Raw genomic sequence first — 13,205 nt, 5'->3', positions numbered from 1 at the left:
CCCCACCCCACAAAACTCTTTTTTTACATTTATCGTGGGCTCGTTTTTGTTTATAAGAGAAAGCGAGCGTCTTGGTGCCGCGCAGCACCAGCCACGAGTCGAAGGGGCCGGCGACCGCGCCCATCGCGTTCTGGTGGTACGCCAGCTCCTCGCCCAGCGCCTGGTCGGACACGATCAGCGCGCCGCCGACCACGTCCGAGTGACCGCCCATGTACTTCGTCAGGGAGTGCACGACGACGTCCGCGCCGAGTGAGAGCGGCTGCTGGAGGTACGGCGTGGCGAAGGTGTTGTCGACGACGAGCCGCGCGCCCGCGTCGTGGGCGATCTGGGCGACGGCGGCGACGTCGGTGATGCCGAGCAGCGGGTTGGAGGGTGTCTCCACCCAGACGGCCTTGGTCTTCGGCGTGATGGCTGCCCGGACGGCCGCAGGGTCGCTGGTGTCGGCGACGGACCACTCCACGCCCCACCGGGACACGACCTTGGCGAAGAGACGGAACGTGCCGCCGTACGCGTCGTTCGGGATGACCACGTGGTCGCCGGGGCTGAGCAGCGTACGCAACAGGGTGTCCTCGGCCGCCAGACCGGACGCGAACGCGAGGCCGCGACGGCCGCCCTCCAGCGCGGCGAGGTTCTCTTCCAGGGCGGTCCTGGTCGGGTTGGCGCTACGGCTGTACTCGTAGCCGCCGCGCAGGCCGCCCACGCCGTCCTGCTTGTAGGTCGAGACCTGGTAGATCGGCGGGACGACCGCGCCGGTCAGGGGGTCGGCGGTGTTGCCCGCATGGATCGCGAGGGTCTCGAAGTGCTGACTGATGTGCCTGTCGCTCATGAGCACCGAGCGTAGTGCGCTCGCGGGGCTGGTGCCGGACGGCGGGTCGCGCACCGGTGGAAGCAAGGGTTTTCCCCCTGCGGGACGGTGCGCGCGGCGGGCCCTGCCGGAGGGTTTTCCACGGGGCGGCCGGGCGGGTTGGCCAATTGTCGGCGGTGTCTGGTTCGCTTGAGCCATGGAAATTCTCTGGGTCCTGATCGCGCTGGTCATGCTGAGCTTCGCTCTGCTCCCGGTCATGCGGCGCAGGCGCGGGATGATCGAGCGGGTCTCGCCGGACCACCCGGACGCCGCGGACCCGGCGAACTACGGCTTCGCGCGCGAGGAGGAGCTGGACATCCGGATGCCCGGCCCCGACCAGGATCTGCTGGACGTCCTGGACCTGGTCCAGCGCACCCAGGACTACCGCGCGGCCTCCCAGCTGCTGGCCGGCACGGAGGCGGAAGGCGAGCTGCGCTGGCAGCGCGTGCAGGCCTTCGCCGGCGCGGCGGCGCTGGAACTTCAGCAGCGGCCCGGCGGGGTCAGCGAGACGCCGGGCGGGCAGTGGCTGCGGGTGTGGCGGGCCGAGCAGCCCAAGGACGCGGGCGGCGCGGCCGTGCACGCTGAGTTCCTGGTGCAGCAGGCGTGGCGCACGTCGACTCCGGGCACGGACGAGTTCCGCATCATCATGGAGGAGGCCAGGGACGCCTGCGGGCAGGCCGCGCTGCTCGCTCCCGGCGACCCGGTCCCGTACATCGTCGAGCTGTCGGCGGCACGCGGGCTGGCCTATCCGCAGCGGGAGTTCGAGGAGCTGTGGCTGAAGATCCTGGACCGGGCCCCGGCCCACATGGGCGCCCATCTCGCGGCCCTGCACTACTGGTGCGAGAAGTGGCACGGCTCGCGCGAGCTGGCGTACTCGTTCGCGGAGGCCGCGGCGGCGCGTGCGCCCCGGGGGTCCCTGCTCGCCGCGATGCCCCTCTTCGCGGTCTTCGAGCACCTGCCCGAGGTGAACCTGGTCAACAGCTTCTACCGGAGCGAGGTCGTGACCAAGGCCGTGCACGGCGCGCTGCACGCGGTGCACGCGGCCCGCCCCGACGACCCGATGTCCGCGCACGTCCGCCATCTGCTGGTCTTCTTCCTGGTCCGCGCCGAGCGCTGGGCCGAGGCCATGGACCAGCTGATACACATCGACGGCCACGTGGGCGCCCTGCCCTGGACCCTCTCCCCCGACCCTGCGGCGGAGTTCGCCGTCTACCGCGCCCTGGCGGTGGCGGGCTACGAGGCGAACGGCGGCAGCCCGGCGACGCTGCTCAGCTGACCTGCCCCGCGGCAGGAAAACCAGTGGCCTCCCGAACCGGCCGACCCACGCTGTAGGCCATGGAAGAACCACGACACCGGATCCGTGCGGTCCATTCGGAGTCCACGGTCACCGTCCACCAGGCGTACTCCCCGGAGATCGGCCTGCCCGCGGCCCACGAGGGCCGTTTCCCGGCCGCGTCGAGGCGGGACAGGATGACGGGGTGACCAAGCCGCGTTCACAGACTCCTTCCGTTTGAGTGGACGCGGGCCGCTTGGTCGAGTACATCGACGTCGACGCAGATGTCGCTCATCGCTTCCCCCCGTTCCGTGGTCTACCGGTTGACGGCCTGGATCTCCTGGACCACGAGGTCCTGGCCAAGCAGTACGACATGCTGGCCCTGGCAACCACGGCTGGCCCACCACTTCAAACCCGACCTCCACCGGCTCGCCGTCTACGTCAGCGGGGTCGGCGCCAGCACTGGCGACGCCCTCTTCCGCCGTCTGCGGATCGTCGAAGTCGACGGGTGCCGGACCGCGTGGCAGGAGTTGGACAATGCGCTCGTCGCCCACCCGGGTGAGCCGCATGTGGTGCCAGCTCAGAGTCGGCTCAGCTGACAAAAAGCCTTCCTCATGAGCTGGCCGTCGGCGCGGTAGATGTAGTCGCATCGCTGGAGACTTGCCCCACTGGCGGGGTCCGTCATCGTCTGGCGGCCAGCCAACCAGTTTTTCAGGCCAGTCGGCCGTCGAGAGCGTGCCGATACAACTCGGCGACGAACGGGCGTCTCAGTTGTCCGCGTCCGGCTTCGCCCACCGGTTGGGACGGGGACGTATTTGACCTTGGTGGACGTCCCTGTGCCGTGACGGAAAACTTTGCGGAGGCCAATGAGGGGCCCGCTTGCCTGTTGCCCTCGTCACCCAATGGACGGTTCTGTTCCAGAGCTTGACTGGATCCCGCTCCCCTTTGCCCGCTTTGCGGCGACGGGGGCGCAATTTGCTCTGGTATAGCTGCCGTCGACCCCGATACCGTATCGGCTGCTTCTCAGTCCCCAACTGCCCCATCAGGAGCCAGCCGTGACTCGCCGCCCCCGCCTGCTCGCCACAGCCCTTGCTGGTTCAACAGCCGCAGTCCTCCTTGCTGGTTGCGGCGGAGGGGGCGGTTCGAAGAGCGAAGACAAGATCGCGGGCGCAGACACGGGCAACTCGGCGCCGGCTTCGCCGAGCGCTTCGGCGTCTGCGGATGCGGGTCGTCCCAGGATCGAGTTGCCGTCGGACGTCAAGGACGTGTACCAGAACTGGAAGACGGGCGACGCGGCCAAGGACGCGGTCCTGGCGGACACGGCCGGACGCATCGACGCGACGAACGATGCCATTCTGCGCGGCGACACGAACGCTCCTGGGCTCTCGTTCTACTACCGGGACAAGGCGTTGAACGACGCGGTGGCTTGGGTGCAGGCCTATCTGAAGGCCAACCTCTCCTTCACGGGGACCACTCGCTACTACGCACCCAAGGTCACCCTGTCAGGCGACGCCACCGCGTCAGTCGTCTACTGCTCCGATGAGAGCAAGGGATTCAACAAGAACCGCAAGACCAACAAGGTCGACAGGACGCCCTCCAAGGAGAGCCCGTACGTCCTGTACAACACTCGCCTCGAGAAGAACGGGCAGGACGTGTGGCAGACGACCAACCTGATCTCCAAGCGGGGGGACGCGGCATGCACCGCATGAGCGGACGCGGCTGGGCCCTGGGGCTCATCGCGCTTGTTGCCGCGAGTGTCACGCTGTTGCCGGGCACTGCTGTGGCCTATGGTCCGGGTGAAGGGCAAGGCGCCCAGCCCACAGGCCCTTCAGGGAATTCGAACAAGAACGGCACCATCTCCGCGACGGCGGGCGCCGTCGTCTACGACCTTTCCAAGAACGGTTCCGGCCAGTCCACCGGCCCCGTCACCTCGATGACCACTTGGACGCCGCCGGCCTGCTACTACGCGCCCAAGTACACGCCCGCCCAGCTGAAGGCGTACCTGGAGCCCGTCTGGGCGGTCGATTCAACGGGCTACCAGTGGGATGCCACACAACGCGACAGATACGTCAACGGGCATCCGTACAAGGACTTCAACAAGGACAAGGCCGGTAAGGGCTACTGGTGGGACTCGTACGTCATGCCGGGCCGCGAGGACGACCCCGGTGCCCTCGACTGCACCAGACCGATCTTCTGGGTGGACGACAACACCGCCCCGCCCGCCGACATCCCCCAGGCTGTTACCCCGCAGATCCTCGCCGAACTCGCCTACAACCAGATCCGTGTGCCCGGCCCGAAGGTGGCCCTCGCGCCGGCGAACGGGACGAAGGTCAACCTTCCCACCTGGGCCTGGCTGGACGGTGCGCAGTTCAGGCCGGTCTCGGTAACCGCGTCGGTCCCGGTGCTCGGCATCTACGCCACGACCACCGCCGAACCGGTCTCGCTGAAGATCGGCCCCGGCACCTCGGACGCCGAGTCCTACCCCGCCCCCGGTGTGTGCGACATCACCGGCGGCCGCATCGGTGAGCCCTACGCACAGGGCAAGGCCAACGAAACACCGCCCTGCGGAGTGAAGTACCTGCGCTCCTCCGGCAATGGCACCTTCCCGCTGAGGGCCACCATCACGTGGCAGATTCACTGGAAGGGCAGCGACGGCACGGGCAACAGGCTGCCGGACGGGACGTTCGGGGCGACGCAGGATGTCGCCGTGCAGGAGATCCAAGCCGTCAACCGCTAGACCCAAATACCGGCTGGTATTGGGGTTAGGGACGGCATTCCCTGAGTTCAGTCACACGGCAGTGCCTTCTGCTGCAACGGACCGACTACAGCGTGTCAGAGTTCTTTTACTGGGGGAAGAATGAGTGAGTTCGCGGGGGTGGACCCGCAGCGTGTGTGGCAGTTGGCTCAGGCGCTGAAGAAACTGGCCGAGACCCTGGCCAGGGAGACTCCGACGATCAAGAGCAACTTCTCGGAGTGGGGCGGAACGCTGGACCAGAGCGCCCTCGTGCGTCAGGTGGCCCAAGTGGCCGACGACGCACACGGCATGGCCCTGCGCGCTGATCTGGCGAAGAACCTCCTCGATCAAAGGCACGGCGGCCCGGTTCTGTCCAGTCCGGGTCACGAGTCCTGGGTTACGGTCCCGTGGGACACCAAGGACATCGACACGGCCAAGGAAGCGCGGCAGGAAGCCGCCGACCTGCACAACGCGATCAGCAATCCGAAGGACCCCACATCGCGGAAGATCATGGCCGATGTCGTCCAGTCGCTCGCCGACCACAAGGACGATGCGGCGTACATGTCCGCGTTCACCGTCGCCGGCGGGCTTGGCGACGCGGCGGGTGTCGCAGGGGCGCTGCACACGGAAGACAGCGCGCACGACGGCACGGTTGTCCTCAGTGCCGACTCGGAGAAGCTGCTCGAAGAGTACGGAGCGGCTGCTCAGCAGATGAGCCGGCTCGCGGTGAGCGGCAAGCTTCCGGGCGATTCGTCGCGCTACCTGACCCAGCTCACCTCACCGCCGAACAGCGAACTGTGGTCGGCGTCCATGCTGTTCAAGTACGGCCCGCCCGGGAGCAAGTGGGACTCGACGGTGATGGCGGACATGTCGCGCACCGTGCTGGACCACCTCCACGACCCCGGAATGGCCGTGCCGAAGCTGTCGATGAACGATGATGAACAGCACGATCGGACCGTGCAGAAGCTCGAAGCGGAGTTCAGTGCCTCGTCCGCGGTGCTGAGCGCGGCAGCCCAGAACGGGGCCGCCGCCCGTGACATCCTCGGCGGGGCCGACGGCGCCCGCTACGCAAAGATCATCGAGGCTCAGGACCAGTGGCAGATCGCCGGCGCTCACGGCGGCCACGGCACTGCCTACACGGAGGCTCGGTTCGGCGGGCAGGCTCCGTGGTCCATTCCGGCGATCGACAACTCCGGTGCGGCAGCGAAGTTGATGATTACCGCCACTACCGCACCGAGAGGCGTCGGGCCCGACTCCCAAAAGGCGGCTCAAGCCTTCGCCAACCTCGCCGACAGTCTGCCATCCGCGACAGGCGACAAGGCCTTCGTCGAACCGGCTCCGATCCATGCCGCGCTCAATAACATAGTGAACCGATACCGTCACGATTTTGCGTATTCTTCGCTAACGCCCCATAATTCGGACCTCTCCCTAGCTACGCAGCATGGAGGGGACTCGAAGATGCCCTGGCAGGTATGGCTGACAGGTTCTGCACTGACTAACGTGCTGGGGCAGGCTTTCTATAACGACCAAAAGGCCTGCTCGGCGTTCAAGGCGGGCGTCTCGATGGACCTCGGCACCACAACAGCCTTCGCCACGAAGACCGGAGACCTCAAGCCGATGCAACAGACCTCAGCGCTGATCGGATGGGTACAGAGAACCGAAAACACACTAAAATTCAGCGACGCGCAGCAGAAAGACATACAGGCCGCCGCCGACGCACAGGCAGATGCCGTCCTGCAAGGCGGCGCATGGGCCGCCCTCGGATTCATCCCGATCCCCGAGGCGGGAGCCGCGAAAGCAATCGTCAGCGCAGCTGTCAACACAACCGCACTCCTTGACGCAACCTCCCAGCCTATAGTAGCGAGCAAGTTCAATACCGGCCACGCGGCTCAGGCAATACAGGACGGGAATGACGCGTTCTTCAAAGACAAGAAGTCGGTCTGGTACCCGATGGCAATGAGCCTTGTACACAACGGTGTCATCAAGGCACCTCCGGAGGGGACGCCGATTGACCCCGACTGGGTGGAAACGCAACTGGACACCCAATCCGATCACAATCCGCAACTCAAGGCGCTTCAAAATCGGTACGGACCGGGCCAAATCTTCACCAGCCTCACGAACCAGGCTGTGCAGCAGATTTCAACTGGCGAATGATGCTGATGACTGGAAGAAACATCAAGGGTGAATCGGATGCGAATTTTTGAACATCGAAACACTGCCGCCGCCGCAGTCATTGCCATATCGCTCATGCTCGCGACAGGCGCCACCGGCTGCAGCCACACACCTCCGAAGCCCAAGCCAAAGCCCAGCCAGACCCTTTCCGCAGGTCAGGTGGGGTTTCGGAGGGATCAACTGTACATAGCGATCGGAACTTGCTTCCTGAACCACCACCTGCTCCCACAAAGCGACTTCAGTCACGTCCCAAAGAAAAACGGACACATCGACACGACCAGTGATTCATTCTTGGAAGCAGTAAGCGAAAACTCTAATTCCGTCATCTACCAACACAAGACCTTGGAGGATTATGTCACGCTGGGTACTTTTGATGGCAAGACGTGGCCCACATCGCTGTGCGGCCCGATGCCTCCATGGCCCTCACCGATGCCCTCACCCTGATCGCCACCGTCGCATTCCCGCCCACCTGAAGACGAGCACACCGTCCGGCCCGGTGGATCACCTGAGCGGCTCTCCCGGCGAGCAGACGGCGGCCCCGTTCTGGCACCCGTGTACGGCGTCGTCTCCTGCCTCCCGATATGGCAGAGGCTCCCTGTTGGCGGCCGCTCGCGGCAGGCCGTGAGGCGCGGTGGTGGTGGCTGCGGAGACCGGCCACGTTGCCACGGGGGTGGTGACCTGCCTTCGGGCGGGCACAGGTCAGCGAGGCATGCGTCGTCCCAGCTCCCGTGCCTTCTCCCGGAGTGCCGCGCCCCAGGCTCCGCCTTCCGCCGGGACGGACATGCCGGCGGCCGCGGGGACCTGCACGTCTGCGAGCGGGCCCTCCGGGGGCGCTTCGAGCCGCGCCCAGTCGATCCTGGTGCCGGCGCGCTCCGCGAGGACCAGCACCGCGGTGGTGAAGCCCTCGGAGAGCGCCAGCATCACGGCGTGGCTCGTTCGGCGGTGCTGCGCCAGCAGGGCGTCCGCGAAGGTCCCGAAGACGACCGGGTCGATCTGGCACTCGTCGTTCTCCATCGGCCCGATGCCCGACGGAATCCCCAACTCCGCCTCGAAGGCCGCCACTTGTCGCTGGAACAGTCGGGAAGCACCGTTGGACGGGTTCCACAGGGTCTCGTCGCCCATGTCGAAGTACTGGCTCATCACGGCACCCTTCAGCTGATCACGACTCGGCAGCCTAGCCAGCCGGATCATCGCCGTCGCCGGGTTTTCCGTCCCGGTACGAGGGGCGTGACGGTCCCGTCCCCGGTAATCCGGTCGACGGTCCCGTCCCCGCCCTCGTACATTCGCCGCTCACCGCACAGGAGGAGCCGGGATGGGCAGCCCTGCGTTTCTGATAGGTGGCGGATGGGCCGCCGCCGAGCTCTACGAGCCTTTCCTGAGCGCTGCCGGGGACGCTCCGCGCATCGGGTGCGTGGTGCTGGACGAGGGTGACGGCCAGGAGCAGTTCGCCCGGTACGAGGACGCGCTGCGGAAGGCGGGCGACTGCACTCCCGTGCCGCTGCTCGTACCGCTCGGCGGGCGGTTCGCGCCGGAGTCGGCGGCGGAGGTCGACGGGGTGCTGGTGTGCGGCGGGCTGACGCCCGCGTACCAGGAGGCGTTCGCGGGGTGTCTCGAAGAGCTGCCGCGGCTGCTGGCCGAGCGCGGTGTGCCGTACGCCGGGTTCTCGGCGGGGGCCGCCGTCGCCGGGCGGCACGCCGTGGTCGGCGGGTGGCTCCTGGACGGGGTTCCGGTGTGCCCGGAGGACACCGCGGAGGACCTCGCGGAGATCGACGTACGGCCGGGGCTGGGGCTCGTGCCCTTCGGGGTCGACGTGCACGCGGCGCAGTGGGGGACGCTGCCGCGGCTCGTCGCGGCCGTCGCCCGCGGGTACGTCCCGTACGGCGTCGCCATCGACGAGAACACGCTGGTCGAGGTGGACGCCGGCGGACACGCCCGGGTCTCGGGGCTCGGGCGCGCCCATGCCCTACGCCCGGCGGACCGCGACGGCGGCGGTGACGGCGGCGTGGTCGTGAAGTCCTACCGGGCCGGCGAGTCCGTCCCCCTGCGCTGAGTCCGGCGGCTCAGCTCCCGCTCCCGTACGGCCGGGTGAGGATCTCCAGCCGGTGGCCGTCGGGGTCGTCGAAGTACGTCCCGCGGCCGCCGTCGTTCGTGTTGATCTCGCCGGGGCGGTGGTGGTGCGGGTCCGCCCAGTAGGTGAGGCCGGCCTCCCGGATGCGGGCGAAGATCGCGTCGAAGTCGTCCTCGGAGACCAGGAAGGCATAGTGCTGCGGGGTGATGGTCTCGGTCGTCTCCATGTAGTCAAGCGTCACGCCGTTCGGTATCTCGACGGGTACGAACGGGCCGTAGTCCGGGCCCACTTCGAGTCCGAGGACACCGGCGAGGAACCGGGCCGAGGCGTGGCTGTCGTGCGCGGCGACGATGGTGTGGTTCAGCTGCACGGTCATCGTGGGGACCTCCTCGTGGCCGTACTTGCCGTGGCTGCCGGGCCGGAAACACCGGGCACCGGGAGGAGGACGGCGCGCCCGCCGTGCCACCGGCCGCGGCGGCACGGCGGCTGCGCCGGACAGGCGGTCAGATCGTCGCGGTGTCGATCACGAACCGGTACCGGACGTCACTCGCCACCACCCGCTCGTACGCCTCGTTGATCCGGTCGGCGCCGATCAGCTCGATCTCCGCGCCCAGGCTGTGCTCGGCGCAGAAGTCGAGCATCTCCTGGGTCTCCGGGATGCCGCCGATGCCGGAGCTGCTCAGGCTGCGGCGGTTGCCGAACACCGAGGAGAGCCGGATGTGGACCGGCTCCTCGGGGATGCCCAGGTTGACCATGGCGCCGTCCGTGCGCAGCAGCGACAGGTAGGCGTCGAAGTCGAGCGGCGCGGAGACCGTGTTGAGGATCAGGTCGAAGGTGCCCTTGAGGTTCTCGAAGGTCTTCGGGTCGCCGGTGGCGTAGTAGTGGTCGGCGCCCAGCCGCAGACCGTCGTCCTTCTTGCGCAGGGACTGGGAGAGGACGGTGACCTCCGCGCCGAGCGCGTGCGCGATCTTGACGCCCATGTGGCCGAGGCCGCCGAGGCCCACGACGGCGACCTTCTTGCCGGGGCCGGTGTTCCAGTGCCGGAGCGGGGAGTACGTGGTGATGCCCGCGCAGAGCAGGGGCGCGGCCACGTCGAGGGAGAGACCGTCGGGAATGCGCACGACGAAGTTCTCGTCGACGACGATCTTGTGCGAGTAACCGCCGTAGGTGGGCTCGCCGTCCTTGCCCACGGCGTTGTACGTCCAGGTCGGGCCGCCCTTGGAGCAGTACTGCTGCAGGCCTGCCCTGCAGTTGTCGCACTCGCGGCAGGAGTCGACCATGCAGCCGACGCCCACACGGTCGCCGACCTGGAATTTCGTGACACCGGAACCGACCTCGGAGACGACACCGGCGATCTCGTGGCCGGGCACCATCGGGAAGATAGCCGTGCCCCAGCCCTCGCGGGCCTGGTGGATGTCGGAGTGGCAGATGCCGGCGAACTTGATGTCGATCAGGACGTCGAACTCGCCGACCGGGCGCCGCTCGATCGTGGTCCGCTCCAACGGGGCCTTCGCGGCGGGCGCGGCATACGCAGCAACAGTGGTCATGGCGGGGTTCTCCTAGAGGGGGGTCAGGTGTCCGGCTGCCTTCCCGCCGGGCACCTCTCCACCCTGCCTCACTCGCGGATGCATCACCCAGTCCACGCCTCTGCGTACGTCCGCCGGTCCTACCACTGGCGGGGTCAGGTTCCCCTGCGTACGACCATGAATACTGGAGGTATGGATGAACTGCCCGAATCCGCCCCCGCCCGGCCGCTGGACCGGCGTGCCGAGCTCAGCGAGTTCCTGCGCAGCAGGCGGGCCCGGCTGAAGCCGGAGGACGTAGGACTGCCGGACTTCGGGCGGCACCGCAGGGTGCCCGGGCTGCGCCGCGAGGAGCTGGCTCAGCTGGCCGGGGTGTCCGTGGCGTACTACACGCGGCTGGAGCAGGGAAACGGGCGGAACGTGTCGGCGGAGGTGCTGGACTCGATAGCCCGCGCGCTGCGGCTGACGGACGCCGAGCACGCGCATCTGACCCATCTCGCCAAGGGGAAGCAGCACAAGAAGAAGGCCTCGGCGCGCCCGCAGCAGGTGCGCGGCGCGCTGCGGCAGCTGCTGGACACGATGGACGGCGTGCCGGCCTATGTGGTGGGGCGGCGGTCGGAGATCCTGGCGTGGAACCGGATGACGGCGGCCCTCTTCGGTGACTGGGAGCAACTGCCGGTCGCTGAACGCAACTGGGCGCGACTGGTGTTCCTGCACCCCGACTACCGTGATCTCTTCGTCGACTGGGAGCAGAAGGCGATCGACATCGTCTGCGCGCTGCGGATGGACGCCGGCTGCTACCCCGACGATCCGCGGCTGTCCGCCCTGGTCGGGGAGCTGTCCGTGAAGAGCGCGGACTTCCGCCGCCTGTGGGCGACGCACGACGTCAAGGAGAAGAGCCACGGGGTCAAGCGGCTGCATCACCCACTGGTGGGCGAGTTGTCCCTGCACTTCGAGTCGTTCCGCATGCCGGACGACAGCGACCAGTCCCTGGTCACCTATCACGCGGAGCCGGGCTCGCCGTCGGCCGAGGGGCTGCGCCTGCTGGCCAGCTGGGGGACGGACGCGGCGAAAATCGTTCCGTCGGCCTGACGGCACCCGCAGCCCGAACGACCGTCCCCAGGGGCCGGCGGCGCCCCGCGCTCAGTCCACCCCGAGGTCCTCCCGCATGACCCTGCGCATCGCGGTCAGCAGTGGTTCCGCCTCCTTCAGGTCGAGGAGGGCCCGCTGCGGGGTCTCGCCCTCGCGGGCCAGGTTCCGGTCGAGTCGTTTCGCCGTCGCGTCGATCCCGGCGAGGACCCGGTTCACCGCGCGTGAGGCGTCCAGGATGTGTTCGGGTACGACCATCTGCGCCTCGGCGTAGTGGTCCCGGTACTCGCGCCGGGTCTCCTCCAGCTGGTCACGGTCCTGGTCGGTGTAGACGCCGTCGCGGATACGGTGCAGGGCGTCCTTGAGGAGTGTGTGGAACTGCCGGGAGGCGCGGTTCATGGCGACGTATGCCGCGCGCCGCTCCTCGAAGCGCAGCCTGCGTTCCGCGCGTTCGGCGTCCTCGGTGCGCTGCCGGGCGCCGAGCCGATGGCTGAGCATGGGTGCGAGGAGGGTGCCGAGGACACCGAACACGGCGGTGATCATCGCGGTTATGGCTACGGTCACGGGGTGACCCTATGACACTCCGTCAACCCTGGTACGGCGGTGCGGCCCCCCAGTTCCACTTCGGCACCGGCTGCTCCGCCGGGGGCTTCGCGTCCGGGCCGGAGAAGTACACGGCCAGCCGCGTGCCCCACTCCACGTAGGCCAGGAAGGCCGAGCGGAACTCCGCGTCGGCCGGCAGGCCCGCGTCGTCGGCGGCGTCCTGGATGAGGTTCACCCAGCGGCGGCGCTGCGGCTCGGTGATGTGCTTGCCGAAGTGTCTGGCGACCATGTGACCGTGGCCGCCCCGGGTCTGCGAGTAGCCGGCCGGACCGCCGAAGACCTCGCCGAGCCACAGGGCCACGTGGGCGGCGTGGTCGGGGGCCAGGTCGGCGAAGAGCGGGGCCAGGAGGTCGTCCTTGAGGACCTTGTCGTAGAAGACCTCGGTCAGCCGGGAGAAGGCCTCCGCGCCGCCCGCCCAGGCGTACGGCGTCGGGGTCGCCGCGCCCGTACCGTGGACCGGCGTGGGCTCGTAGTGGCGCATCTCCTCGATGTTCTCGACGTACGGGCGGATCTCGGCGAAGAACGCGGGGAAGAGGTCCGACTTCCGGAAGCCCTCCAGATGGGCCTGCGTGGACGTCCAGGTGATCCGGAGGACGTGGTGCTCCGGGTCCTCCTCGCACCGGGTCAGTTCATAGTCCACGCACTGCGGTGCCGCCGCGAGCTGCGTCGCGGCGCGGGTGTAGGCGGCCAGGAAGTCCGCCGACTGCTGCTCGGGGATGCGATACCGGATGTATTCGATCGTGTGAGCCGTCATGGAGGCACACAAACACGGACGGGGCGCGCGGGGGGGGGGGTTGGGGGGGGCGGGGGGGTGCCGCCCGCGCCGGCGGCCCCCGCGGCCGCGGCGGGCCCGCGTCCGGGGTTGGGGTGTGTTTTGGTGTTGAGGTCTGTTTTGGGGT

The 13,205-nt window shown here is 68.1% G+C and carries 13 protein-coding genes and 1 pseudogene; 8 read left to right on the top strand and 6 right to left on the bottom strand.

Features of this window, described 5'->3' with window-relative positions; all coding sequences use genetic code 11:
• The coding region (locus ACFW2E_RS14605; protein ID WP_384466236.1) for an aminotransferase class I/II-fold pyridoxal phosphate-dependent enzyme at positions 1-826 on the bottom strand (826 nt) is incomplete at its 3' end.
• A 175-nt stretch (positions 827-1,001) separates the two neighbouring features.
• On the opposite strand from ACFW2E_RS14605, the gene ACFW2E_RS14600 reads away from it, so the two are divergent.
• The 6 genes and pseudogenes from ACFW2E_RS14600 to ACFW2E_RS14575 all read left to right on the top strand — a co-directional run bounded on the left by ACFW2E_RS14600 (position 1,002) and on the right by ACFW2E_RS14575 (position 7,005).
• A complete protein-coding gene (locus tag ACFW2E_RS14600; protein ID WP_384466234.1) occupies positions 1,002-2,120 on the top strand; it encodes a hypothetical protein in 1,119 nt (372 codons plus the stop codon).
• Between the two features lie 59 nt (positions 2,121-2,179).
• Positions 2,180-2,320, top strand: a pseudogene (locus ACFW2E_RS14595) (DUF4291 family protein); the annotation flags it as partial.
• Between the two features lie 81 nt (positions 2,321-2,401).
• Entirely contained in the window at positions 2,402-2,716 is a 315-nt protein-coding gene (locus tag ACFW2E_RS14590) for a hypothetical protein (RefSeq protein ID WP_384466232.1), read from the top strand.
• Positions 2,717-3,361: 645 nt separating this feature from the next.
• Positions 3,362-3,826, top strand: coding sequence for a hypothetical protein (locus tag ACFW2E_RS14585; RefSeq protein ID WP_384466230.1), 465 nt, complete (start codon positions 3,362-3,364; stop codon positions 3,824-3,826).
• Positions 3,823-4,854 carry a hypothetical protein gene (locus ACFW2E_RS14580; RefSeq protein ID WP_384466228.1) on the top strand — a complete coding sequence of 344 codons (1,032 nt, stop codon included), beginning with the start codon at positions 3,823-3,825 and terminating at the stop codon, positions 4,852-4,854. The genes ACFW2E_RS14585 and ACFW2E_RS14580 overlap by 4 nt, the downstream gene beginning before the upstream one ends.
• Before the next feature lie 120 nt (positions 4,855-4,974).
• Complete coding sequence (locus ACFW2E_RS14575) at positions 4,975-7,005, top strand: hypothetical protein (protein WP_384466226.1); 2,031 nt, start codon at positions 4,975-4,977, stop codon at positions 7,003-7,005.
• Positions 7,006-7,722: 717 nt separating this feature from the next.
• On the opposite strand, the gene ACFW2E_RS14570 is transcribed toward ACFW2E_RS14575, so the two are convergent.
• Entirely contained in the window at positions 7,723-8,163 is a 441-nt protein-coding gene (locus ACFW2E_RS14570; protein ID WP_384466224.1) for a DUF6086 family protein, read from the bottom strand.
• Between the two features lie 172 nt (positions 8,164-8,335).
• Between ACFW2E_RS14570 and ACFW2E_RS14565 the strand changes: the two genes are divergently transcribed.
• Positions 8,336-9,073: a cyanophycinase gene (locus ACFW2E_RS14565; protein ID WP_384466222.1), complete on the top strand. Its 738-nt coding sequence runs from the start codon at positions 8,336-8,338 to the stop codon at positions 9,071-9,073.
• A gap of 10 nt (positions 9,074-9,083) precedes the next feature.
• Here ACFW2E_RS14565 and ACFW2E_RS14560 read toward each other — a convergent pair whose 3' ends face one another.
• Both ACFW2E_RS14560 and ACFW2E_RS14555 read right to left on the bottom strand, forming a co-directional pair.
• Positions 9,084-9,467, bottom strand: coding sequence for a VOC family protein (locus tag ACFW2E_RS14560; RefSeq protein WP_384466220.1), 384 nt, complete (start codon positions 9,465-9,467; stop codon positions 9,084-9,086).
• A gap of 127 nt (positions 9,468-9,594) precedes the next feature.
• A complete protein-coding gene (locus tag ACFW2E_RS14555; RefSeq protein ID WP_384466218.1) occupies positions 9,595-10,638 on the bottom strand; it encodes an NAD(P)-dependent alcohol dehydrogenase in 1,044 nt (347 codons plus the stop codon).
• A gap of 171 nt (positions 10,639-10,809) precedes the next feature.
• Here ACFW2E_RS14555 and ACFW2E_RS14550 point away from each other — a divergent pair, with 171 nt between their 5' ends.
• Positions 10,810-11,706 carry a helix-turn-helix domain-containing protein gene (locus tag ACFW2E_RS14550; protein ID WP_384466216.1) on the top strand — a complete coding sequence of 299 codons (897 nt, stop codon included), beginning with the start codon at positions 10,810-10,812 and terminating at the stop codon, positions 11,704-11,706.
• A gap of 51 nt (positions 11,707-11,757) precedes the next feature.
• On the opposite strand, the gene ACFW2E_RS14545 is transcribed toward ACFW2E_RS14550, so the two are convergent.
• Positions 11,758-12,267: a hypothetical protein gene (locus ACFW2E_RS14545; RefSeq protein ID WP_384466214.1), complete on the bottom strand. Its 510-nt coding sequence runs from the start codon at positions 12,265-12,267 to the stop codon at positions 11,758-11,760.
• A gap of 22 nt (positions 12,268-12,289) precedes the next feature.
• Positions 12,290-13,060, bottom strand: a complete 771-nt coding sequence (locus ACFW2E_RS14540) for a group II truncated hemoglobin (RefSeq protein WP_384466212.1) — start codon at positions 13,058-13,060, stop codon at positions 12,290-12,292.
• Between the last annotated feature and the right edge of the window lie 145 nt (positions 13,061-13,205).

This window comes from Streptomyces sp. NPDC058964 (assembly GCF_042741275.1).
Lineage (GTDB): Bacteria > Actinomycetota > Actinomycetes > Streptomycetales > Streptomycetaceae > Streptomyces.
Note: the sequence above shows the minus strand (reverse complement) of the source record. Positions and strands in the feature narration are given on the sequence as shown.

What these genes read in the sequence shown, in the direction of transcription:
- ACFW2E_RS14600 (WP_384466234.1), top strand. Translation starts at nt 1,002, where the DNA reads ATGGAAATTCTCTGGGTCCTGATCGCGCTGGTCATGCTGAGCTTCGCT.
- ACFW2E_RS14590 (WP_384466232.1), top strand. Translation starts at nt 2,402, where the DNA reads ATGTCGCTCATCGCTTCCCCCCGTTCCGTGGTCTACCGGTTGACGGCC.
- ACFW2E_RS14580 (WP_384466228.1), top strand. Translation starts at nt 3,823, where the DNA reads ATGAGCGGACGCGGCTGGGCCCTGGGGCTCATCGCGCTTGTTGCCGCG.
- ACFW2E_RS14575 (WP_384466226.1), top strand. Translation starts at nt 4,975, where the DNA reads ATGAGTGAGTTCGCGGGGGTGGACCCGCAGCGTGTGTGGCAGTTGGCT.
- ACFW2E_RS14570 (WP_384466224.1), bottom strand. Translation starts at nt 8,163, where the DNA reads ATGAGCCAGTACTTCGACATGGGCGACGAGACCCTGTGGAACCCGTCC.
- ACFW2E_RS14565 (WP_384466222.1), top strand. Translation starts at nt 8,336, where the DNA reads ATGGGCAGCCCTGCGTTTCTGATAGGTGGCGGATGGGCCGCCGCCGAG.
- ACFW2E_RS14560 (WP_384466220.1), bottom strand. Translation starts at nt 9,467, where the DNA reads ATGACCGTGCAGCTGAACCACACCATCGTCGCCGCGCACGACAGCCAC.
- ACFW2E_RS14555 (WP_384466218.1), bottom strand. Translation starts at nt 10,638, where the DNA reads ATGACCACTGTTGCTGCGTATGCCGCGCCCGCCGCGAAGGCCCCGTTG.
- ACFW2E_RS14550 (WP_384466216.1), top strand. Translation starts at nt 10,810, where the DNA reads ATGGATGAACTGCCCGAATCCGCCCCCGCCCGGCCGCTGGACCGGCGT.
- ACFW2E_RS14540 (WP_384466212.1), bottom strand. Translation starts at nt 13,060, where the DNA reads ATGACGGCTCACACGATCGAATACATCCGGTATCGCATCCCCGAGCAG.